We start from the raw sequence: 23,628 nt of genomic DNA, 5'->3' as shown, positions 1-23,628 counted from the left end.
GCCTGCACCCGGTTTCTACGCCCATGAAACGCTACGAACGCCATGCCGACGCCATCGCCCAGCTCATCCACAGCGGCGCGCTGCGCCCGGGCGACCGCGTGCCCTCGGTGCGCGAGGCCAGCCGCACGCGGGGCATCAGCCCGTCCACCGTGTTCGAGGCCTACTACCTGCTGGAGGCCCAGGGCCTGATCCACGCTCGCCCGCGCTCGGGCTACTACGTCAGCGCCCGGCTGCCCGGCACGGCCGAGGCCCGCCCCGCCGAGCCCCTGCCCTCGCAGCCCGCCGCCACCTCCACCGACGTGGCCATCAGCGACCTGGTGTTCGAAGTGCTGGGCCTGGCGCGCGACCGCGACCTGGTGCCGCTGGGCTCGGCCTTCCCGGGGCTGGAGCTGTTTCCGCTGGAGCGCCTGGCGCGGTGCCTGGCCAGCGGCATGCGCAAGCTCGACCCGTGGAACATCGTGCAAAGCCTGCCGCCCGGCGACGAACGCCTGCGCCAGCAGATTGCGCTGCGCTACGGCGTGCACGGCACGGCGGTGGATGTGGAAGAAATCATCATCACCAACGGCGCGATGGAAGCGCTCAACCTCTGCCTGGAGGCCGTCATCCAGCCCGGCGACGTGGTGGTGGTCGAATCGCCCACCTTCTACGCCGCGCTGCAGGCGCTGGAGCGGCTGAACCTGCAGGCGCTGGAGATCGCCACCCACCCGCGCGACGGCATCGACCTGGCCGCGCTGGCCGAGGCGCTGGAGCGCCAGCCACCCCACCAGCCCATCAAGGCCTGCTGGCTCATGCCCAGCTTTCAGAACCCGCTGGGAAGCCTGATGCCCGAGGGCAAAAAGCGCGAACTCGTCGCCCTGCTCGCCCGCCACGGCGTGCCGCTGATCGAGGACGACGTGTATGGCGAGCTGCACTTTGGCCCCCAGCGCCCGCCCCCAGCCAAGGCGTTTGATACCGAAGGGCTGGTGATGCACTGCAGCTCGTTCAGCAAAAGCCTGGCGCCCGGCTACCGCGTGGGCTGGGTGGCGGCGGGCCGCCAGGCCAAGGCGGTGCAGCGGCTCAAGCTGATGACCACGCTCTCGGCCGCCACGCCGTCGCAGCAGGCGCTGTCGGAGTACCTGGCCCAGGGTGGGTATGACCGGCACCTGCGCGCCCTGCGCCGCAGCCTGGAACAACAACAGGCGATTGCGCTGGCAGCGGTGGCCCAGCACTTCCCGCGCGGCACGCGGGTGTCGCGGCCCGAGGGTGGGTACTTTTTGTGGGTGGAGCTGCCGCCCCCGGTCAACGCGCTGGAGCTGCACCGGCTGGCACTGCAGCAGGGCATCAGCCTGGCGCCCGGGCAGATCTTCTCGGCCGACCAGCGGTTTGCGCACTGCGTGCGCATCAACTACGGCCACCCCGCCCAGCACCGGCTGCAGGCCGCGCTGGCCACCGTGGGCCAACTGGCGACTAGATTGGCCATGGGCGCGGCAGAGCACCAGGCCTCACCCAATTGCTATTAAAAAAATAGCCAAAAAGTCATGATGGTCGAGCGCATAGGCCGATTTTCGCCACCCTAATTCACGGCCTGGCCTCATCCGCCCCACCCGCCCACGGCATCGCCGCCCACCGCGCCAGCCTTGCACCAGGCTGACACCCGCGCCCCGCGTTGGAAAGGCCCAACCTCGGGTTCTCCCGCAGCAGGCACAGCGCTTGCAACGGCATACTGGCGCCCGCCCGCACCCCGGGCAGTGCACCACGGCGGCCCACCCGCCCCGCCCTCCAACCCCTACGCCCAACACCATGGCCGCACCCCAGCATGTTCCGTTTGTGACGGTGGAAGACGAAGACGACTGGGTGGTCTCGTTCGCACTCGGCCCCCGGGGCGCCGACCGCCTCACCCTGGTGCGCACCCCCCATCTTGAATTCATGCTGCGCCCCGAACAGCGCGGCGTATCGGTGGGCGCCGAAGCCGGCCAGCGCCCCGCCCTGCTCGTGGCGGTGCAATGGGGCCACAGATGTGTGGACGTGGTGTCCACCGCCAAGCGCTATAGCCTGGACATCAGCAAAGTGGACAACACCACCCGCAACGCCGCGCTGCGCCTGCTGGGCAAGATGAATTTCGATCAGCGGTTTCAGCTGGCGGGGTTTTGACGGCTGCTCAATCCAGGTCCACGAACGGTCTTGAAGGCGGCATTCAACGCATCATCTTGAAATAGGCCGTAGTCACGGCCACCTGAGACTCATCCAGCGAAGTTGGCACCGCAGCACCGAATGCAACACGGTCATCAATGGACCAGTTCATACCCGTACTGTTGGTTGTGTCGGCAGCAGGTACTGTGCCGTTCGCCAGAGGCCCTTCGCGCAAGCTTCCAAAACGCGCATCGGTGCGGCCATCAATCTGCTGGTCTAACGAGCCCGCCAAGGAAAAGGTCACTCCACGAATCACCATCACGTTGCGTGGACGGAGCACGTAGTTGTTCACGGTATCGGCGGGTTCAGACCAATTAACGCTCTGAAAGCAGACACGCGCCTCTTGGGGGTTGCCATTGCTGTCGAGGTACACGTACCGGTCTTGTTGACCCTCTGTACGCCCTGTAGGCACACGAATTCCTGCTGCCAAAAACTCATTGATCATTGTCGTACCGCACAACTCCGTGCCCGCCGGCGTGGCATTGCCATTCACGCGACCCGTCGGATTGGACGGGTTGTCTCCAGGCGGGCGGCCCACGCCGTTGAAGTACGCCTCATAAGCGAGTTGCCACCCTTGGATGAAGTCCGTGGACAAACGCTGGTTGGCAGCGGACCGCTGCAGGTCCCGACCTACAGCCACAGCGCCGATCACAAGCCCGATAACGATCAGGACCACGCTCAACTCGATCAGTGAGAAGCCGCGCTGGCGGCGAGACAGGCGGCCGCCAGCGGTGAATGCAGAAATGGGGGTCATGGTGCGTAACTCGATAAGCTTGGGATTCAATGGCCGATCGCATCGGCGCGCAGCGCATTCTCGTTAAGGGTGCGCGACAGGTTGGTCATGGCCGTGGTGCGGGCCGCGAAGTCGCTGTGAACCTGCTCCGCCTCTGCTAACGACAAGGCGGCATCGATCACTGCGTAGGCCGCTGCCACGTCGCTGGCAACCGCCAGCCCGATACCGACAGCAGCCAAGGCAATCTGGAAGGCTCGCGCGCCCACGGACATCGTTGTGTCTGCCACTGCGGAAACCATCTCCTTCGCAGCGTCTAGCGATCCCGCCACCGCCGACGCTACGCCAGCGGCTGCAGCCGCCACATCCGCCCGTGCCAGCACCACAGCGATATAGAGCTGATCGCGGTAGTCATACATCGCCCGCTCCATCACAAGGGAGCCTGTGGCGACGTTGAAATGGGCATGAGAAACTGCAGACAGCGAAGCGCCGCAGCTCAACTCTGAAAACAATTCGTTGTGGCTTGCTGCCACCACGATGTCGTCATAGATGTCGGTCACGGCCCGGCCCGGCGCCTCAAAGGTTGGGGTCGTGTTGTCCGCCGTTGCGTTCGCGCCATCAAAAGCCGCACCATTGCCATCTGCGTCGAGCATTCCGGGAGCAGCAACTACAAACGCGGCTGCCCGCCGATTGGCTCCCACCTGCGTGGCCAGTCGTCCCGCAGCAGGCACGAGGCCATCACCGCCCCGGTTCAACGCCAAGCAGATGTCTATGAGATTGACGGCATTTTCAACTCCCAGGGGACATGGAGGCGCATTCGCCGTGTTGCATGCAGCATTCAGCGGCGTTGCATCGTCGCCGGAGTAGGTCGCGCCCAAAAGTCCCGCACCTGTGACGGGAATCGGAGGCGCGTTCGGATTCGGGGCATCGGCATTCTGTGGCTTGGGATCGGGTGTGCGCACCCTCAGCGGATTCATGCGATCCAGCCGCACCGCCAGATCCTCATCCAAAGATGCAGAGGCAGAGTCAGGAGCGCGAGAAACGCCGTACCGTAGCGCTCCGGCTTCTGGCCGAGGAAGATTGAGCGTGCGCCACGGGAAAAATCCCACCTGACGGTTGCTCGCGCAATCCTCTGCGCCGAGCGAGTTGGCAGCGGGGCAAGGCAAGCGGTAGTTGGCATGCAGAAAACCCAGCAGCGAATCACGAGCCTGCTTCTGTACATCCATCTGGGCAGTGGTCACACGTTGGCGCTCTGACAATTGCCAGAAGATCACCGCACCTGGCAGGATCAAGCCCAGCGCGAGGAGAACGACCGACAGTTCCACCAGGGTGAAACCCATCATATGGCGCTTCATGGATTGAGCCCCTTGCGGTCAAGCAGCACGGCGTAGTTCATTGCCTGTGCCAGCGTTTCGTACAAATGCACCACATAGGCGCGCACAGCGGCCTCCTTGTCGATGGAATCCTGGAGGGCCTGCTTTGCTTCAACAAGGTCGGTAGCGGCAAAGCCAACTTCAATACCGGCCGTCACCGCATTGGCCGCCGCCAGTGCAATGCCGAAGATCGTGATTCCTTCTGTGTTGGAGGCAGACGCAACCGCCAGCGCCGCACTGCCTACGGCCAGCGCAAGGTTCACCGCAGCAAGGGCTACGCCGGACTCAGCGCCCGAGACAGCGGACTCGGCCTGCGCTATGTCGAACACGCGCAGCGACCAGTACTCCTGCGTCAGAAGCGCATTGTCGTAAGCGGTGTAAGCCGCCTGGCCGGCGGCCTGCATGGCGCTCAGACGAGCAGCGCAGCCAATGCGCCCCGCCAGATCTGAGGGTCCGACACCGATAGCGATGTCATCGTAATTCGACGATTGAGCGCGACCTGGGAAATCAAAGAATCGCCCACCCGCACCCCCACTGACATTGCTTCCCTCAAAGATGTTGTTCAAACCAGGGTGCACAACCACAAACGCGACAGGCATGCTGTCGGTGGCGTTTCCCGCCTGCAGAACGCCAGCCGCCGCAGGGTTGGCGGCAAACCGCCGAAGCACACGGCACCAGTCCAAGCCATTCGCATCCGCAGCGCGCTGGGTCGCAGCGGCGGTCATGGCGGCCGCCACATTGGCCAGCGCTGCATCAACCGCTGCGTCGGCAGGCAAATCTGGATCGGAGGAGGGAATGCCGGTCAGTGTGAGATTCAGGTCAGGTGACACCGATCGCGCGAGCGCACCCGCCTCGGGGGCCAGATTCAAACCCGTGCCGCCTCGGTTCACACCGTAGTGCAATTGGCCGAAACGGCTGCTCAAGCCTAAAGTGCGCCATGGCAGAAAGACAGCCGTGGCATCAGCGCAGTTTTCATTGCCACCTATGTTGGATGCTGCGCAGGGCAAGCGGCTTTGCGCCAGCACAAAGCCTTCCAGCGCAGCTTGCGCCTCTGCCAGCTGACCCACGATGGCGGGCCGCTCCAGCGGTTCTCGGGTGGAGGCTACCCAACGCCAGACAATGACGCCGATGATGCCGACGATGGCCATCGCCACACCGAGCTCCACCAAAGAGAATCCCGACTGCCGTCGAACAGAGAGGTGCTTGAGCCTCATCGGGTGCCTCCCTTGCGATCCACGTTCTCCAAAATAGTCTGGGCCTGTGCGGGCGTCATGGGGACCACAGCCGACCCCGTGGTAGTGCAAGCAGCAGGGTTATCGACCATGGCCTGCATCTGGGTTACTTGCGCTTGGGCCTTGGTTGCCCGCTCTGCGGCGGCCTCCCGCTTCTTCGCCAACGCGTCCAGTTCTTTCTGTAGCTTCAAGGGTTTCAGATACGTCGCATCTGTGCTGGGGGCTGTAGTGCCAGGAAAACCGAATAGATTCCACAACAAGCTGTTGAGATCGTTGGTGATGTTCACTTCGCCTTGCGCGCACCCGCTCGTGCACCGGTAGGCAATCACATTACCGTTGCCATCGTAAACAGCGTAACGGCCGGCGCCAGTCAGATTGGCGTAGGTGGTTTGGTATTGCGTCTGGGCCTGGCCAAAGCTGGATGACGCAGCATCCCGGTCAGCGATTGCGGTGTTGAGCGTCGCCTGGGCAGAGGCCAGCGAATTGACCGCGTCAGCGCGAGCAGCTCGGAACAGATTGGCATCCAACTCACGGGCCTTGCGTGCGCGCTCCTTCTCCAACTCCGCCTTGTTCGGCGGATTGGTAGCAATCTGCGCATCCAGCGCCGCAATTTCATTGGTCAGGGTCTGTATCTGCGGAATGCTCTCCAGCATGCGAATTTCGGCTTCCTTGCCGGAGCGCTGGCCGCGCAACAGATTCAGCCGTTCAGTGTCGCTCGGGCTAGTGGCGGCAATCTGCGCGTCCAGCGTAGCGATGTCTGCGTTGAGCCGCGCCAGAGAGCCCGCGCTGTCCGCAAGCATGGCGTCGTAGCTAGCGACTTTGTCAGCCCAGGTGTCGCGCGCTTCGGTGGCGCGGCTGACATTGGCCACCGCAGCCTCGTAGGCGTAAGAGTAGTTACCCCAACTCAGTGCGGCATTGAGCAGCGGATCCACACGGTCATCAATCTGCGACGATGCGCCGTTCCCCCGCAGCAACGCTCGCAGGGATGCCACTGTGTTGTCGCGCACAGTGATGGCTGTATTGCGCTCGTTCGTCTTATTAACGATTTCAGCATCTACAGCGGCAAGCGCATTCACTGCGTTGTCGCGTTCAGTCTTGGCGCTCGCCAGCATCTGGTTGATCAGACTCTGATCACGCGGAGGACAAATGTCTGCCGCCGTTGCAGAGCTATCTGCCAGCGTGAGGGCTGTTCCCGCGATACCTGCAGCCGTGGCGTTCAGGGCCACGGCTGCAATATTGGCATAGACCACGCCCCCCGCAAGCCCAATGGCCACCGTGTGCTGCGGCGCTGCTGCACACGCATTGACAGCCAGCCCCAGCGATGCGGCGCAGGTCACCCATTCGACAGCTGCATTGCCAGCATCCGAAATACCTTCTGCCACGGCCAGCGCAATCTCCAGACTGGTCATGATGGCGGCCAGCGTCGAGAAGGCAACGGCGCGCCGCGCAGCCTCGATATTGTCTGCCTTCATTTCTGCCACTTGACTCACGATGTCCTCGCCCAAGGCGACAGCGTTGATGGAATCGATCAAAGGCTGGCACTGAAAAGCTGCCAACAAGCTGGTGAAGGAGCGCTCCAGAACGATATCGTTGTAGGTAGCAAGCAATGGCCGCCGCGCAGGATCTTCCATCAAATTAGCATTCGCGGCGCCATTGGCGTTCGCTCCATCGAACAGGTCGCCATCGCCGTCCGCATCATTACTGCCGGGGTGTGCCAACGCATAGGCAACAGAACGCACCGGGGACGCATTCACGCGGGCCAGACCGGCAGATATCGTGGTAGTACGAGCCGTATCAATGCGTTGGCATAGGTCCGTCAATGTGAGGATGTCACTGGGGTAGCCCGCTCCACGCACGTTGAAGAACGTCGTGCCCGTATCGTCGTACGCCAGCGGTCTCCACGAGTCTGTCAGCGTAGTGAGGTTGTTGCCTCCCGCACCTCGTTGTGCCATGTAGCGCAGCTGACCTACATCCACGCCTGGATCTGCGCCCGCAAGGCGTAGCGTGACGGACGGCAGCCAGCCTTTTTGATCGGTCAGTGTTCCGCAATCCTCCTCTCCGTCACGGTTGATGTCCGGGCACGGCAACCGATGGTTTACCGTGGCAAATGCGATGAGCGCCTGATCCGCTTGGGCGAGCACCTGCCGCTCCTGGCGCGAAGACTCGATGAGTGCCCGCTCGCGCCATTGCAGATAGCCAATCGTGGCAAGGCCCGACATTACCGCGATCAGCAGCAACACCTGCAAGAGCCCGAAGCCACGCGCGCCAGACCTTGTCTGACGGGATGCGGGGACTCTGGAAAAGAAGGAACGCATGGATCTTGTTGGTGTTTTGTTGATACCGCTATGGCAAGCTGGAACGCAGCCAGCCCGCCAGCTGAATGGGAGACTCCGCCATCACCACGTCATCGGACAGGCGCCTCAGTGGCGCGGAAGGGCTTGCCGCGCACACACTGTTCAGCGCGTGAGGTGGGTCCAGACGGCTGTCATCGTTGTCGCGGTCCTGCAGCGGGACGACAACCCAGTACGCCACCGCCATGAAGGCGTTGGTAGCGCAGTCGATATTTCCGCTTGCACCGCCATCGCCTGTGATGTTGGTTCTTGACGAAGCAAAAGTCATTCGAGAGGCGCTATTGAGCGCAACGATGAGATCCGTCACGTCTCTGAACGTATCCGCCCCCTCCGCATCACCGGAACGTTCGAGAGCCACCGCCAGATCGGCATCCCGTGTCACGTCGACATTCGCACTACGAAACACGGAATAGCGTGCGCGCAGCCGGTCAGATGGAATGGGTAACCCCGCAGAGGTATAAGGAAACCAGCCCACCTGGGTACCCGATGCGCAGTTGCCCGAAGTCAGCGACTCGTAGCCAGTGCCAGCTGCGTCAGGACACGGCAGCCGGCCGTGTCGCAATGCAAATGCACGGATAACCGACTGAAGCTGGTGCGCCTCTGCACGGCCACGTTCTATTTCCTGCTGCGCCGATACCGTCTCATACCCACTGAAAGCAGCCCATGACATCAAGCCGGCGACAACGAGCACCACCGACACCTCCAACAACGAAAACCCCCGTTGCGCAGGCCCCCACGACCGTAGGTAGAGCGACGGAGATCGGTAAGTCGTCATGGCGTCTTGGCCCCTGCCCCTGGCTTGGGCACATAGGTCTGCAGGTTCCGGGCTTCCGCGCTGACACGCTCACCAAGAGCACGCATTTCGTCCATCAGCACTTTCTGACGCTCCACATCCTTGGGAGACGTGCTCTTGCTGATGGCTTGCAGTTCCTTGTTCAAGACCTGGATGCGCGCACTGGACTCGAGCATGTCGCGCAGGGTCTGGTAATACCGCGGATCAAACCCTGGGGGTGCCAACGCCTCCAGTTCGTTGACCACAGCGCGCATGCGCTCCGGCGACGCATTGGCCCCTTGAGCGCGCAAGGCATTGAACTCGGCACGAACCTCCGCCAGACGGCGCCGCCGCTCCTGCACCTCCTGTGGCGAACGGAAAGCTGCGCTGGCGCCCCCTGCCGCAGAAGGGGTCTGCCCAGCCGGAGAAGAAGACGATGGCAACGGCGAAACCCGTTGACCAACGCTCGCCCTGGCAGGTGTTGTGGAAGTGGTTTGGGCGTTATTACCAGCCAGCCAAAAGCTGCCCGCCAGCAGAGCCAACACCAGCAGCCCCAGGCCGCCACCTATCAATAAAGGCTTGCGCATGCTTCAGCACCCAGCCCCGCACAACTGCTGGCGGGCTTTCAAAAAAAAGAAAACTGTCGGGCAACCCAGACACATGACTAGCCGCCTCCCATGCTCTGCGTTACCGACTGGCGCACCAGGTCGTACACCGGCAGCAGCAATGCAACGATCAGGAAAAGAAACAGGCCACCCGCCACCAGAATGATCAGAGGCTTGAGAATTTCCGCCAGCGACTTCACCAACACCTCCAGACGCTTGCGATAGTCCGCCGCCAGGTGAGAGAGTTGTTGATCCAGGCTGCCAGACTCTTCCCCCACTGAAATCATGCGAACTGCCATGGCGGGGAAGCCGCCCACACGCCGCATGGATGAAGACACAGACTCCCCACGCGAAACCGATTCCGCCACGTGGATCAGTCGGGTGCGGTAGTAGCGGTTCTTGGTGGCCCGCCCCAGAACGCGCAGGCTGGACACCATATCCACCCCCGCACGCACCAGGATGGAAAGGTGCTCGGTGATATGCGCCATGCCAGAAGACACCAGCAACGTGCGAGCAATCGGCAACCGGTGCATCAGGGTATAGGTGGCCAGCTGGAATCGCTCGGACCGCCTGAAGGCAATGACGCCGATAGACACCACGATGACAGTGACCAGCAACACCCAGGGCAGGTGGGTAGACAGCAAGTTCGCAAAGGCCACCAGACCCTCGGTGATGGGCGGCAGTTTCGCCTGCAACTGCTTGAACAGGCGCGCCATGTTGGGCACGACGTAGTAAATCCAGAAGATGGCGACGCCAATGATGGAGGCGAACACGAACGCCGGATAGATCAGCGCAGTCTTGATGTCACGCCGGATATTGATCATGCGCTCCACGTGCTCGGCGGCTTCGCCCAGCATGCGGTCCAGAGTACCTGTCTGGTCCCCGATGGAGATCAGGTTGCGCACGGTCTCGGGGAACACGTTGGGGTGCCGATTGAAAGCTTCGGTCATGCCCACACCCGCGTTCAGGTCGTCCAGCATATTGCGAGCGACAGATGCCATGGCCGGATTGCCCACACTGTGGCTTTCTTCCACCAGGGTGGTCAGCGCATCGAGGGCGGGAACACCCGCGCGCATCATGAGACCCAGGTCGCGAAGGAAGCCAGCAAGGTCCTCGCCGCGCACCTGCTTTCGGAACAGGTGCAAAAGCGCATCGGCCACCACTGCCAGCCATGCCGGAAAACGCCAGAGGCTGATCACCGTGCCGTCAGTGTCTGCCTCCAACCGCATGCGGGCAGACAAGTCGCGCTTGACTGCCAGGCGCAACAGACCCGAGCGCACCCCACCGTGGGGCAGCAGTACGCGGTAGTAATAAGTGTTGAGATTGGCCATGCAATGCTTCCGCCAAAGCGGCTCAGTCCTCGCCCACGGTGCGGAGGATTTCCTCCATCGTGGTCTCACCTGCCAACACGCGGTGCCGCGCCAAGGTCAAGATGGGTCGCATTCCCGCAGCCAGCGCGCGCTGCCGCATCTCGGCGCGCGTGGCGTCCGACGCGATGGCGTCTGCCAGATCACGGTTGACCACCAGCATTTCGTACACCGGGAGGCGGCCCAGATACCCCGTGTCGCGGCAGTGATGGCAGCCGGCACCATGGAACACCTGCAGCATTTCGCCCGTAGCGCCCTGCCCCAGCCAGCGGCGCTCATCGTCAGTCGCAAGACGTGGCTTGGCGCAATGCGGGCAGATGCGGCGCACGAGGCGCTGGTTGATCACCGCTACCAGGTTTTCGGCGATCGTTTCGGTGTCCACACCCAAGAGCTTGAGGCGAGGCATTACCCCGAAAATGCTGCCCACGTGCAAGGTAGACAACACCAAGTGACCTGTAGAGGAAGCGTCCAACGCTGCACGCGCCGTCTCGGAGTCCCGGATCTCACCCACCAGGATGATGTCGGGGTCATGCCGAAGAAAATGCCGCATGGCATTGGCGAACTCATAGCCCGCACGGCGGTTCACTTCGGTCTGACAGGCGACAGGGACGCGGTATTCCACCGGGTCCTCCACCGTCAGCACATTGCGCTCGATCAAGGGCTGCATGCGCAGGGCGGCGTGCAGCGTCGTGCTCTTGCCTGAGCCAGTGGGGCCCGTGATCAAGATGAGGCCGTGCGGGCGCGAGAACGCCTTGGCCATGACGGCCACGTCCTCCTCCAGGAACCCGAGGTCCGCCAACTTGTCGAGGTTGCTGCGCTCGGGCAGCAAGCGCAGCACCATGCGCTCGCCAAATTCCGAGATCAAGGTGGAGACACGGATGGTGAAGTTGTGCTCCATCACCTGTGCTGTGAAGCTCCCGTCCTGGGGCAAGCGCTGTTCGCTGGCATCCATGTCAGCCTGCAGCTTGACGTAGACCACCAGGCGATCCAAGGCCGGCGAGAGCGCAAACACAGGGCGCAAAACGCCGTCCACCCGCAGCAACACCGAACGGCTGCGCGCCGTGGGCGCCAAGTGAATATCGGTCGCGCGTTCGCGCACAGCCAGGTGAAGCATGTGCTCCAGCAAGCGAGCGGGGCTGTAGGCACGATCCACGTCGGCTTCGAGCTTGCGGACCTCGCTTTCGATCAGTCGTGCAGGCGGGTGCTCGGCAAAGTAATAGTGCTGCTGGATGGCCTGGGCAACGCTGTCGAACTCTCCCTGGAAGAAATGGCAACCCTTGCCAAGCTTGCGCTGCACAAGCTCGGTCACTGTGTCCGGCTGTGCGTCGCCCAGCACCACCTCGATCAGACCTTCGTCGTTTTCCCGCACAGGCAGGAAGCCATATGTCAGGCACAGCGATCGGTTGAAGATGCCGGCTACCGCCGTATCGGGCTCCGGCATTTCGTCGGCGTTGACAAAGCGCAGGCCGCGCTGACCAGCAAGCTGGCGTGCAACCTCATTGGCACTTGCGAAACCCAGCTCCACCAGAAGGTTGCCCATGGGCACCTTCTCGATCTTCTGCTTTTGCAGCACGTAGTCGATGGCGACTGCAGACACAAGGCCAGCATTGACCAACGCAGCGCCCAGGGAAGGACTCTTGTCACGCAGCACCGCCAGGCGATCCTCGGCCGTAGGGCCTGCGGGCTGCAACTGGCCCGAGGCCTCTAGCAATGATTCAGCGGGGGGATGCATCCTGATGCTCCAGAAGTAAGAAGGTCAGTTCGTCAGGCTTGCCAGTCGGCGGCAGACCTTGCTGCAGTTGAAAGCGGGCGAACGCCTCTCCAGTCTTCGAACCAAAAAAACCGTCGTCCGGCTCACGCTTGTCCAGTAGGCCCATGCTCTTGAGCTTGCCCTGCACCTTGCGCGTGACCTGCTCAGCGGCCTCGATGTTGCGCGTGTTGTGGCGCCCCAGCCATGCGACCCAGGACTCCTTGTCCACGTTGAAGCGGCACATGCGCGTCGATGGTTTCAGGCTGTCCACCATGCCATCGGGCAGGCGGTAAACGTGCACAACCTCGTCAGCATTAGCCGCCGCCTTGAGCTGGGTTTCGCACGCCTCACGCCCGGATACCCCAGCCGCAGGCTGCGGTTTGGGTACCGGTGCAGCAGCCACCACGGCGGCCGCAGAGCTGCCATTGGGCAGAACCGCCGACGCATCGCCTGACACTGTCGGCCGAACTACCTCAGGAGCCGGGGCTGCCACCACTGCGGCCGCTGGCGACACATGCTCACTAGGTTGGGTCGCCAACCCCCAGCTGGCCAACGCGACGGTTGCTGTGGTGCCAGCCAGCAAGCCAGCAAGCACCCAGACCTTGCGACCGCGAGAGCCGCCAGTCACCTTGGCAATCGCTGCGGCTTCATCCCCCAGTGCAGGCAGATCGGCCACCGCACGCTGAACCAGGGAATCCGTCACTACAGATGTCCTGGTACTCGCCAAACCATAGAGACAGCGGTCCAGCACCAGATGAATGCGCCGCAGGTTGCCCTGCGTGGCCCGGTGCAAAGCGTCCGCTGCGGCAGGTTCGATGGAGAGGCGCCCTTCTGCGCCCGCAGCGTTCACGCGAAAGTCGAAGTAACGAGTGACTTCATCCTTTTGCAGACCCGACAGGCGAGCGTGTTTGATGATGCGACTCTTGAGCTGACGCAACTCCGGCGTCGCCAGGGTCTCCTCCAGCTCGGGCTGTCCGACCAGCAGAATTTGCAAAAGCTTTTCCTGGCCGGTTTCCAGATTGCACAACAAGCGCACCAGTTCCAGCGATTCCACACTGAGGTTCTGCGCATCATCGATCACCAGCAAGCTGATCTCGCCTGCCTGGTGCCCCGCGATCAGGAATTCGGTAAGTCGCGCCAGTCCCTGCTCCACGGAGTCCGATGGCGGCAAACCGAAGTCCGCCTGTATGGCGGACAACAGAGCGCTATCCTGCAAAAAGGTATTCAGGATCAGCGCTGAATGGCAGTTCTTGCCGCTGAGGGTGTCCAGCAGGCGCCGCACCAAAGTGCTCTTGCCCAGCCCTACTTCACCGGTCAAAAGAACAAAGCCCTTGCGCGCCTCGATGCAGTGCACGATCTCCGCAAAATCCTCCTCCAGCCGCGGCGTGAAGAAGTACGAACCCGCATCCGGTGTAGGCGGAAACGGATTACGAGACAACCCCAGCGTGGCGTAGATGGAATTGGCCGTCATTGCCGTGCAGCAGGGGTGAACTGGGCCAATGCAGCCCGCAACGCAGCCGAATCCGGTTGCAGTCGTGACGCCGCATCAAGGGTTGCACGGGCTTCTTCCGTCTTTTGCTGGCGCGACTGGATGCTGGCCAGGTTGATGGCAGCCTCTTCATCGCCAGGCAGGCGCTCAAGGATGGTGCGATAACCGCCTGCCGCAGCAGCATCGCGGCCAGCGCGCAGGTCAAACCAGGCTTGCGCGCGTAGCAGTCCCAGAGATCCTGCTGGAAGCCGCTCCTTGAGCCCAGCCAGCTCACGTTCCGCATCGGCCGTCCGCGACTCTTTCATGGCAGCGACGAAGCGGGCAAAGCGTAGCTCCACCGGTGTGTCATCCAATACGGGGGCCGTCGCCACAACGGGCGCAGCGGCGGTGTTGGGGCGGTTGGTACCACGCGCCTGCCGCGTCGGGCTGGTACGGGTCACGGGAACCGCTGCGGGCGTAGCGACATCACTGCGTTGGCTGGCTGCTAGGACCGTCTTGGGCGCAGCTGGCTCCATGGCAACCGCCTGAGCGGGAGTCTGTGACTGTGCTGGCGCAGCCGCAGGAACCGCAGCCATTGCAGGTGTCGGGGACGCAACAGGCTCAGCGGGGGCTGCCGTCACCGGCTCTTGCGACGCCGCTGCAGGCGCAGCCGCTTCGGCGACTTGCGAAGCTACCGTCACCAGGGCTGGAGCAGGAGCCAGGGCCGGACTCGGCGCAGCCGCCATTGGCGGCGGCAGCGCTTTGGGTTTCATCTGGGTTTGCCAGACAAACCAACCCAGAATCCCGGCCCCCAGTACGACGACGAAAGCCAGCATCGCATCCAGCCATGCAGGACGGCCACGCACCGTCGCTTTGGAAGCCCTTGCCATGGCAGGCTTGGAGTCTTGAGGCGCATCCATGGATTTCAGCGCGTCGTGGATGAGACTCATAGCACACGCACCCGCAAGACGATCACCAGCTCACGGCTTCCGTGCACCTTGTTTTCATTACCGAGCAACTTGCCCAGCAGCGGCACGTCGGAGATACCAGGTGCGCCGCGATCATTGTTGGAACTGCGCTGGTCGATCAACCCCCCGACCACCACCACGTCGCCATCACCCACGTTCAAGGTCGTTGTCAGCCCCTTGTAGCTCACCTTGGGCAGGGAGACCAGGTTGTCGCCCCCTACAGCTACAAGTTGCAGGCTGGCCGGGTCCACATCGCTCTGCATGGGATTCAGGAGCAGCTCGATGCGGCCATCGTCACGCACCATGGGCAGCACGCCCACCATGACGCCGGAGAACACCGTGTCGGTCTGTACGCTGGACGAGGTGGTGGAAGCTCCACCGCCAGGTACTGTCTGTGTGGATGCAGACTGGGATACATAACGCGAACTGGTGCCCACTGACAGCAACGCAGGGGTGCCATTGCGCACCTGTACGTTGGGGTTGGACAACACCTTGAGATTGCCAAACGAGCGCAGCGCGTTGATCACGATCCCGTAGTTGCTGCCTTGATAAGACACCCCCAGTGCAGGCCCGGCCACGCTACCGATGAGCGCTGCGGGAATGGAAATGGCCCGCGAAGGGTAACCAGTGGCGGCATTCGGCAGCGTGCCCGAGCTACCGCCCAGCTGCATGGGCGACGAACCAAAGCCGGCGGCCAGACGGCTGCGCAAGGATGTCCAGTCCACTCCGAACTCGAAGTTGTCAGACAGCTGTACATCGATCAGCTGCGCCTCGACATACACTTGCTTTCCCAGCACCTTGTGCACCTGGGCCAGCATTTTTTCGACAGCGCGCATCTTGGAAGGCCTGGCCTTCACATACAGCGTGCCCGTCATCTTGTTCAGCGTGAAGCCACTGTCCTCGTTCATGGTGGCCAAAGGGGCCTGCGGCAACTGGGCCGGACGTGCGGGGTTGGCCCCGCCTCCAATCCAAGCCGACGAGGAAGAACCCGGCGTCGTCATGGTCAGGTTCTGCTGCTGCATTTGCTGCTGGGCCAGACGGTCTTGGTTGGCGTCGCCCAGTACCGACTTCAGCGCTGTCTCGATTTCCTGGTACGGGTCCGTGCTGCCACCGCCAGAGCCCGACATGGTCAGACTGCCCTGCTGGGCACCCGATCCGCCACCACCGCTGCTTCCACTGCCGCTTCCGCCTCCACCACCCGAATTGGTGCTGCCGAAAACATTGCCGCCAGAACCCATCTGAATGCTGGTCTTGGTGTTGAGAAAGTTCAGTGAAAAGAACTTTTCCTCGGTCAGGTTGACACGCAACGTATTGCCACGGAACTCGCCGGCCACGTCGTAGGTGCGCAGCACTTCATTGAAGCCTTCACGCAATGTCACCTGGCGCAAGTGCATATCGGCAAGCTGGCCGCCCTTGAGCACATTCGGATCAACGATCAGGTTCAGGTTTCCCGCGTCGGCGAATGCACTCAGTATCTGGCTGATGCTGGCGCGGGACATGGCCACGTTGATCAGCTTGCCTTCCAGGGGATCGAACACCGGCGCCATTGGCGCAATGACTGGTGCCGCGGCCGTCTTGTTGATCTCTGCCAGCAGCATCTGCTGATGTACCAGCAAGCGCTGCGCCTCTTGCGCAGCGTGCTCACGCATCTGGTCCGCCGCGCTGGTGTCTGGCGGCGGGAGGCTGGCAGCGCTGCGGGGCGAAGGGCTGGCGCAACCAGCCAGGACTACGGCGGCACATACCAGCGCCAATGGCTTGAAAAACGGAGGATTGTTCATGTCGCTGTCCTTGGCGCTACTAGCGTGATTTCTTGAAATGGTCATGAGGAGAAGCCAACGGGAGCCCACAACGCAATGCACTCGTCGAACCATGCGCGACGCTGCCGGTCTGCTGCCATCGGGCTTTCGTGGTCATGGCAAGCTCTTGATGGGGCCGGGTTGCCCGCCCGGCAGGCCCGAGCGGAACTCCTGGGTATTGATGCTTGCCAGCGATCCGTCGGGCCAGCGCAACGTGCCCACCCGCAAATCGCCCTGGGGCAGCGTCAGGGTCTGGCGACCCAGCCGCTCTGTGACCACCGCCTCGCTGGGGCGCACCTGCACCACACGTCCGCCGCCCTCCAGCCGTGCGCCCTGACGAGCCAGCTGGCCGTCAATCACCACCGACTGCCGCTCCGATGCCAGATCGTCCAGATGCAATGACAGGGAACGGCGCGGCATTTGCACGCTGCCCACGACATCGCTGCCAGGCACCGGCAGCGCGATCAGACGCTGCGGATCGGTACCAGCCGTCGTCGTCTGCGCCTGGATGCGAGACATGGCGCCAAAGGCCTCAGTAACTCGCTCCTGATCCGTGCGCAAAGCGGCTGGCAAGGGCGCCAGCTCCACGGTCATGAGACGCATCGAAGGGGTACGCGCCTGAGTTAGCTGAAACACGCCATACAGCCCCCAGCCGAGCAAAAGAATGGCAAGCCCATTGAGAAGTAAAGCCGCGTATTTCATGGTTTCACATTTCCTGGTGCTGCTGCATTGGCCACCAGCTCATACGAGAAAGAACCTGGCAGCGTGAAGGTGGGGTCCACCGCCCGGAGCGTCCAGCCGGCCGCAGCCATCTGCGAAACCCAGCGCGTCACGGAAGCCGAGGCACCAGGTGCAACCACGCCGTCTACACGGAATGCCTTTTTGCTGGGTTGCGCGCTGCCCAAAGAGTTCGTGGTTTCCAGACGCACCCGCTGAATCCGAATGTCCTTGTTGGACGCAGCTTTCAACACGGCCATGAACGCCACTGGATCATGGCGCGCGCCCTCATCGAGCGTGCGAGAGAACTCTGCCACCGGCAACAGCTTCTGCGGAGCCTCCACCGATGACACCGCCTGGATTCGGCTTTGCAGCGTCTCCAGCTCGGCGCGCTGGTTCATGCCCGCATTGCGCTGCTGATCCGCCAGTTGCCCGACCAGCACGCCCACGATGGCCAGAACGATGCCGACGAGCGCCGTTACCACGGTGATCGGAGCCACCCAGCGCTCGGCACGCCATGCCACCCGCTCCAGACCTGGATTCATCGCATGGCGGCCTGCCGCCTGGCGTGCCAGTGCGGGCATGACGGTATGCACCCGCTCGGAAGCCAGCGTCATCTCCTGCGCATGCATGACCACTGGTGCGCCACCTGCCACGCTGCGTACCGCAGCAAGGCAGGTGTCCACATCGACGGGCTGCGTGGACCACAGCGTGCCCCACTCCACAGCCTCAGCGCCCAGCCGCGTCAACAAAGCACTGTGATTACTCGTCAGTACCTGGGCAGCACTCGCCATGGCAGATGGCCCAGACCCCAATGCCTGGGTAGAGCCAAAGACCATGCCCTCTTCCGATTGCACGAAGCACATCAGCCGCCGTTGCGTCAGCACGATGCGCGCACCGCCGGAAGCCACGCCGTCACACAGCAGGCCACCAGCCATCATGACCAGACAATGGTCGTCCTGCTCCTTGGCCCACTGCGTGCAACGCTGCCACAAGTCCAGCGAAATCGCCGAAAAGAACACCTGAAAGCCGCCCGGCAACTTGACCAGCCGGTGCACCACCACGTGTGCGGCGCCTTCGACGAGACCCTGCGTGCGCACACGCTTTTCAACCAGCGCAGCGGCGTACTCGGTCTTGCCCTCGAAACGCCAGACGTCGGTGTAGACGTCATCCATGTCGAGCACCACCAGGGCACTGTGGGTCAAGCGCGGCCATGCAGGAACCTCTTCGACCTGATGCCCGTGGCAGTGCAGCCAGCCGGAACTGGCTATGCGATACACATGTTCTGCACTCATGGAGTCACCTTCGGCGATGGAGAAACAGACGCCGTCTGGAAGTGCAGCGTGCCCGTGACGCCCAGCAAAAGCCCATGGTCGCCAGGCAGCGGAGGTTGAAACAGACTGGCCTCCGGCGACACCGTGCCGATCTCGAACACATCCGCCACAAAAATCTGCCCTGCTCCGCCACGGCCCAGTTCGCCCAGGAACTGAGCCGCCTCGACCCGCGTCGCCGGGGCTACGGCACGGCGCAGCCTGCGCTCGCCCCACTGGGACGGGTCAAAGCCCATGCGCTCCACCTGTTGCGAAACGTCTTTGATAGAACGCACCAGTTGCTCGCGCCGCTGCACTTCAGGCACAAGACTGCGGGCGCTTTCGAGCCCCTGTTGCAACTGCGCGAATTGCTGCCGCTCCCAAGCAAGTTGCTTGAGACCGCGTTGCGCCAGCCAGGCTCCACCGCCGAGCAGGGCAGTGGCCAGTGCCAGGCAGGCCAACTTGAGCGTACGGGTGCCGTTCAATTACTGCTCCATGATCCAGTGGGCGGTCAGCAAGATGACCTGGTCTTCGTCGAAGGTGCGGCCGGTTGCTGTACCCGCACCGCTGCCCGAGGTGTTGTCCACAGCCGCACGCGCATCGCTGTTGTTCATCTGGGTGCTGTTACCGCTGCCCACATTGATGGCAACGCCCTGAGTGTTGTTGGCTTCCCATTGATTGCCGGGCGCATTGGCTTGGTTGGCTGCAGTCTGCTGCGGACGACCTTGAATACGGAACCGGCCTTCGCGGGAGTCCGGTTTTCCGTCAATCACCTGGTCCATGAAGCGTGCCAAGTCAGGTGTCAGGCCACGAATCACCATGACGTTCCCTGCGCCGCTTGCAACGCCGGCATCGTTGAACTGGAAGCACACTTGAAGCTCGGCGGGATTGCCATTGGAGTCGATGTAGAGGAAGCGGTCTTCATGACCTTCGCCACGGCCAGGAGGCATGCGGACGCCGGCACGTGTCATCAGTTCGCGCAGGTTTACGGTAGCCAGCGTGGCATCGCCAGCGCCGACCGTGTTCGCTGCATAGCCCTGGCCAGAGCAGATCTTGCGGCCACGGTCAGTGAAGCTGGCGGGAATGCCTGGTACGTTCATGGAGCCCACGCGGGTGCAGGCATTCCCTCCGTTAATCGAAGTTTCGGTGCCATCCACCATGTAGGTCGGGGCTTGCTGGCAATCACCCACTACCACACCGGTCCGCTGGTAGTACTGGTCATAGGCCATCTTCCACTGGTAGGCAAACTTGTTGACGGCCTTCTGGTATTCGGCGTTGCGCTGAACATCCTTGGCGATGGCCACGGCACCGATGATTAGTCCAATCACGGCCAGCACAATGGCCAGCTCAACCAGCGTGAAACCTTGCTGGACCTTGCGGCCCAACCGGCGAAACGAGTGCATCTTTTTCATTGAAACCTCCGACGATGGGAACAAGTTGTTTAAAGAGTCAGCAGATAAAGGGCTCGCGCCACATCACTGATTCATGCGATAGATAGCCGTGACAATGGCGATCTGGTCTTCGTCAAAAGCACGGTCATTGGTAGTGCCGATCTGGTCACGGTTGGAGGCCTGCCACTCCTGCCCCGGCGCATTGGGATTGGTGCCGCCTGCGTTGTTCAGCACGCCCTGGCGACGGAAGCGGCCTTCACGCTCGTCGGGCTTGCCGTCGATCATCTGGTCCAGTGCGCGTGCCAGGTCGGGCGTCAGGCCGGTGATGACCATCACATTGCCCATGCCGTCGCCGACCGCATTCGCAGCAGAACCGTTGCCCAATGGCACATTCCACTGAAAGCACACCTGGACTTCTTGCGGGTTGCCATTGGTGTCCAGGTAGACATAGCGGTCTTCCAAACCCTCCGCACGGCCGGGTGGCATGCGAATACCTGCACGCGTCATCAAGGCACGCAGATCAGGGTCCGTACCAGCAGTGAATCCTCGGGTCATTCCCTGCCCTGCCGCAGCGCGGCAAATGGCGTTGGGAGGCGTGACACCGGTCATGTCGCGACCAGAGCGCGTACCTGCGGCCAGAAAGCGTTCGCCATTGACCATGTTTTGAGGCGCGGTCTGGCTATCTCCCAGCACCACACCAGTGCGCTGATAGTGCTGGTTGTAGGCCTGCTCCCATTGGTCAATGAACTTGTTCTTGATCTTGGTGTACTCGGCGTTGCGCTGCACATCCTTGCCAATGGCGACCGCACCGATGATGAGGCCGATCACCGCCAGCACAACCGCCAGTTCGACCAGTGTGAAACCCTGCTGACGCGTAGCGCGCGAACGGCGGGCCAGGTTCTTGAATACTTGGTTCATGATGTTTTATTCCTCGCCCTGATTACTGGTTCATCTTGTAGATGGCGGTCAGGGTGATGACCTGCTCTTCGTCACGCGTGGTGCCCGCGCCGGTGGCTGTGGGCGCTCCCGCACCCCGGCCGAAGGAGTTGTTGGCAGACCACTCCACACCAGGTCCATTCGGTGTGCCATTGGGAATATTCCGCAGGCGGAAGCGGCCTTCTTGCGCATCAGGCTTGCCATCGACCATCTGATCCAGCATGCGAGCCAGGTCTGGAGTCAGGCCAGAGATGACCATGACATTGCCTGAACCCTCTGGTGTCGAGGGTCGGTTCCACTGAAAGCACACCTGGATTTCCTGTGGAGAGCCATTGGTGTCGGTATAGACATACAGGTCTTCCTGTCCCTCGGCACGACCGGGAGGCATGCGAATACCTGCGCGTGTCATGTAGGCACGAAGGTCATTCGCATTGGCGGTGAAAGGAGAGTCGGAGCGCATCGTCCCCGCTTCAGGATTGCGCGAGCAAACAGGGACCGGCTCAGAGCCGGCCGCGACCAGTGCAGCCATGTCGCCACCCGAAGTGGGAGAACCCGCCGCTGCTACATAAGCGGTGCCGTTCACCATGATGCGGGGAGCCGTCTGGCTGTCCCCCACCACCACACCCGTGCGCTGGTAGTACTGGTTGTATGCCTGCTCCCATTGGTCGATGAACTTGTTCTTGATCTTGGTGTATTCGGCGTTGCGCTGAACATCCTTGCCAATGGCAACCGCACCAATGATCAGGCCGATGACCGCCAGCACAACAGCCAATTCCACAAGGGTAAAACCACCCTGCGTCGCTCGGTTACCGGGAGAACAGTGCATGCGCCGAGCAGGCAGAACGGAGAGAAGTGATCGCATGATTTCCTCAAGCGTTGAAAGAAGAGTGAGCGCGAAGATTACTAAACGTAACGAAAGTTAACAAATCAAAACTGGCCTCAGCAAACGGACTGTTCAGCCCTCATCAACCGTACCCGTCTGCCCAGAAAAGCACCGAAAAACGGGAGCCATCCAAAGCAAGAAATCATTGATTTTTCTTATTCAAATCAATAAGTTAACACCCAACCTGACTAACTTTCTATCTTCAAAAGAAGGTGCGCAAGCATCGCGCATGCAGGCTCTCGATGCCATAGTGCGTATGTATTAGTGACACAACAGCAACAAAAACAAACAATCAAATTCAATGATTGGTAGTTTTTAACTATTGAAAAGACAAGGGTTTTCAAGGGGCTGTCAGCACCAGGTTTTGGCGTTGAAAACCTAGGCGCAAAGCTGCGACAAACATGCGCGACTGGATAGCGCGCGCAAGCGTTCGAACTTGGATGGAAGCCGTGTGAAAACGGCGCGCCCGGAACAGGCTAAGAGTGCACGCCCTACCCTTTTTTGCCGGAGACACGGCGACGCATGCCCAAAGCCAACGGCTCAGAAGAACTCACAGCATGCGAAGACTTGGAGAGACGGGATGTGGTGTGCTGGTGCAGGTGCTCACCCCACCGCCGTCCACTTCTGCGCGCTGGCCGCAGACGCCAACACCCGCTCGATGAAGCGCACGCCGCGCGCACCGTCTTCCACACGCGGGTAGTCGGCGTGCAGCGGGTCGGGCGCCGTGCCTGCCTGCCGTGCGCGGATGTCGGCGGCCACGCCCAGGTAGACGTTGGCGAAGGCTTCGATGAAGGCCTCGGGGTGGCCCGCAGGAATGCGCCCCGCGCGCAGCGCCGCCGGGCTGAGCCACGGTGAGCCGCGCGTGAGGATGCGGCGCGGGCTGTCCACGGGGGAGTGGATGAGCTGGTTGGGTTCTTCCTGCCGCCAGGTGATGGTGCCCAGCGTGCCGGACACCTGCAGGCGCAGGTCGTTCTCCAGCCCGGCTGCCACTTGCGATGCCACGATGAAGCCGCGCGCGCCGCTGTCGTAGCGCAGCAGCAGCTGGGCGTCGTCGTCCAGCCTGCGCCCGGCGCCAAAGGTGGTGAGGTCGGCGCACACCCAGGCGGGGTGCTGTCCGGTGACGGTGGCGGCCAGGTTTTCGGCGTGTGATCCGATGTCGCCCAGCGTGCCTGCGCTGCCGCTGCGCGCCGGGTCCAGCCGCCAGTCGGCCTGCTTGTTGGCGCCGCCCTCTTCCACGGCGGTGGCCAGCCAGCCCTGGTTGTATTCGACGGTGATCTTGCGGAGCAGGCCCAGCGCACCGCTGTGCACCAGGTGGCGCGCCTCGCGCACCATGGGGTAGCCGGTGTAGTTGTAGGTCACGCCGAACACGGTGCCCGCCTTCTTCACGGCGGCCACCAGCTCGTCGGCCTGCGCGCGGGTGTGCACCAGCGGCTTGTCGCACACCACATGGAAGCCCGCCTGCACAAACGCCAGCGCCACCGGGTGGTGCACATGGTTGGGGGTGACGATGCTTACCAGGTCGATGCGCTCATGCGCCGGGCGGCGCAGCTCGTCGGCCAGCAGGTCCTGCCAGCTGCCGTGGTTGCGGTCGTCCGCCAGGCCCAGTTCGGCGCCGGATGCGCGCGCCCGCTCGGGCGATGAAGACAGCGCGCCGGCCACCAGCTCGAACTGGCCATCGAGCGCCATGGCTTTGCGGTGCACAGCGCCGATAAACGCGCCGTGGCCGCCGCCCACCATGGCGTAGCGGAGCTTTCTAGGACTGGACATACGAAACGCCTTTGCTCGCTGTGTGTTGTTGTTATCGGTTTTA

General features: G+C 62.5%; 20 protein-coding genes. 2 read left to right on the top strand and 18 right to left on the bottom strand.

The features are described from left to right. The first annotated feature begins 23 nt into the window (after positions 1–23). Positions 24–1,499: an aminotransferase-like domain-containing protein gene (locus AC07Z7_RS14295; RefSeq protein ID WP_494766633.1), complete on the top strand. Its 1,476-nt coding sequence runs from the start codon at positions 24–26 to the stop codon at positions 1,497–1,499. Between the two features lie 280 nt (positions 1,500–1,779). Beyond that, entirely contained in the window at positions 1,780–2,130 is a 351-nt protein-coding gene (locus tag AC07Z7_RS14290) for a hypothetical protein (RefSeq protein ID WP_494766632.1), read from the top strand. A gap of 43 nt (positions 2,131–2,173) precedes the next feature. Here the strand turns inward: AC07Z7_RS14290 and AC07Z7_RS14285 are convergent, their stop codons facing one another. The 18 genes from AC07Z7_RS14285 to AC07Z7_RS14200 form a co-directional block, all read right to left on the bottom strand. After that, complete coding sequence (locus AC07Z7_RS14285; protein ID WP_094290843.1) at positions 2,174–2,923, bottom strand: type II secretion system protein; 750 nt, start codon at positions 2,921–2,923, stop codon at positions 2,174–2,176. Between the two features lie 26 nt (positions 2,924–2,949). Beyond that, positions 2,950–4,254 (bottom strand): type II secretion system protein, encoded by a 1,305-nt coding sequence (locus AC07Z7_RS14280; protein WP_494766631.1) that lies wholly within the window; start codon positions 4,252–4,254, stop codon positions 2,950–2,952. After that, complete coding sequence (locus AC07Z7_RS14275) at positions 4,251–5,486, bottom strand: type II secretion system protein (protein WP_494766630.1); 1,236 nt, start codon at positions 5,484–5,486, stop codon at positions 4,251–4,253. The genes AC07Z7_RS14280 and AC07Z7_RS14275 overlap by 4 nt, the downstream gene beginning before the upstream one ends. Beyond that, positions 5,483–7,819, bottom strand: a complete 2,337-nt coding sequence (locus tag AC07Z7_RS14270; RefSeq protein ID WP_494766629.1) for a hypothetical protein — start codon at positions 7,817–7,819, stop codon at positions 5,483–5,485. Before AC07Z7_RS14270 ends, AC07Z7_RS14275 begins: the two co-directional genes overlap by 4 nt. A gap of 28 nt (positions 7,820–7,847) precedes the next feature. Next, a complete protein-coding gene (locus AC07Z7_RS14265) occupies positions 7,848–8,630 on the bottom strand; it encodes a prepilin-type N-terminal cleavage/methylation domain-containing protein (protein WP_494766628.1) in 783 nt (260 codons plus the stop codon). Continuing rightward, a complete protein-coding gene (locus AC07Z7_RS14260; protein WP_494766627.1) occupies positions 8,627–9,214 on the bottom strand; it encodes a hypothetical protein in 588 nt (195 codons plus the stop codon). Before AC07Z7_RS14260 ends, AC07Z7_RS14265 begins: the two co-directional genes overlap by 4 nt. Before the next feature lie 77 nt (positions 9,215–9,291). Further along, a complete protein-coding gene (locus tag AC07Z7_RS14255; protein ID WP_494766626.1) occupies positions 9,292–10,563 on the bottom strand; it encodes a type II secretion system F family protein in 1,272 nt (423 codons plus the stop codon). A gap of 22 nt (positions 10,564–10,585) precedes the next feature. Continuing rightward, entirely contained in the window at positions 10,586–12,331 is a 1,746-nt protein-coding gene (locus AC07Z7_RS14250; RefSeq protein ID WP_494766625.1) for a GspE/PulE family protein, read from the bottom strand. Beyond that, positions 12,315–13,820 (bottom strand): ExeA family protein, encoded by a 1,506-nt coding sequence (locus AC07Z7_RS14245; protein ID WP_494766624.1) that lies wholly within the window; start codon positions 13,818–13,820, stop codon positions 12,315–12,317. Before AC07Z7_RS14245 ends, AC07Z7_RS14250 begins: the two co-directional genes overlap by 17 nt. Beyond that, positions 13,817–14,767 carry a tetratricopeptide repeat protein gene (locus AC07Z7_RS14240; protein WP_494766623.1) on the bottom strand — a complete coding sequence of 317 codons (951 nt, stop codon included), beginning with the start codon at positions 14,765–14,767 and terminating at the stop codon, positions 13,817–13,819. Before AC07Z7_RS14240 ends, AC07Z7_RS14245 begins: the two co-directional genes overlap by 4 nt. Further along, on the bottom strand, positions 14,764–16,563 hold the full coding sequence (gene mshL / locus AC07Z7_RS14235) for a pilus (MSHA type) biogenesis protein MshL (protein ID WP_094290833.1): 1,800 nt from the start codon (positions 16,561–16,563) through the stop codon (positions 14,764–14,766). Before mshL ends, AC07Z7_RS14240 begins: the two co-directional genes overlap by 4 nt. 132 nt (positions 16,564–16,695) lie before the next feature. Next, positions 16,696–17,283, bottom strand: coding sequence for a hypothetical protein (locus AC07Z7_RS14230; RefSeq protein WP_094290832.1), 588 nt, complete (start codon positions 17,281–17,283; stop codon positions 16,696–16,698). Continuing rightward, entirely contained in the window at positions 17,280–18,593 is a 1,314-nt protein-coding gene (locus AC07Z7_RS14225) for a hypothetical protein (RefSeq protein ID WP_094290831.1), read from the bottom strand. Before AC07Z7_RS14225 ends, AC07Z7_RS14230 begins: the two co-directional genes overlap by 4 nt. Continuing rightward, positions 18,590–19,093, bottom strand: a complete 504-nt coding sequence (locus AC07Z7_RS14220) for a hypothetical protein (protein WP_094290830.1) — start codon at positions 19,091–19,093, stop codon at positions 18,590–18,592. Before AC07Z7_RS14220 ends, AC07Z7_RS14225 begins: the two co-directional genes overlap by 4 nt. After that, positions 19,094–20,020: a type II secretion system protein gene (locus AC07Z7_RS14215; RefSeq protein ID WP_094290829.1), complete on the bottom strand. Its 927-nt coding sequence runs from the start codon at positions 20,018–20,020 to the stop codon at positions 19,094–19,096. Positions 20,021–20,083: 63 nt separating this feature from the next. Beyond that, positions 20,084–20,917, bottom strand: a complete 834-nt coding sequence (locus tag AC07Z7_RS14210; RefSeq protein WP_094290828.1) for a type II secretion system protein — start codon at positions 20,915–20,917, stop codon at positions 20,084–20,086. 22 nt (positions 20,918–20,939) lie between these two features. After that, on the bottom strand, positions 20,940–21,797 hold the full coding sequence (locus AC07Z7_RS14205) for a type II secretion system protein (protein ID WP_094290827.1): 858 nt from the start codon (positions 21,795–21,797) through the stop codon (positions 20,940–20,942). 624 nt (positions 21,798–22,421) lie between these two features. Next, positions 22,422–23,585 (bottom strand): Gfo/Idh/MocA family protein, encoded by a 1,164-nt coding sequence (locus tag AC07Z7_RS14200; RefSeq protein WP_494766622.1) that lies wholly within the window; start codon positions 23,583–23,585, stop codon positions 22,422–22,424. Positions 23,586–23,628 lie beyond the last annotated feature (43 nt).

The sequence above is a fragment of the Acidovorax sp. GW101-11A03 genome (assembly GCF_059424825.1).
The sequence above is the reverse complement of the archived record's forward strand: the minus strand, read 5'-3'. Positions and strand labels throughout refer to the sequence as shown.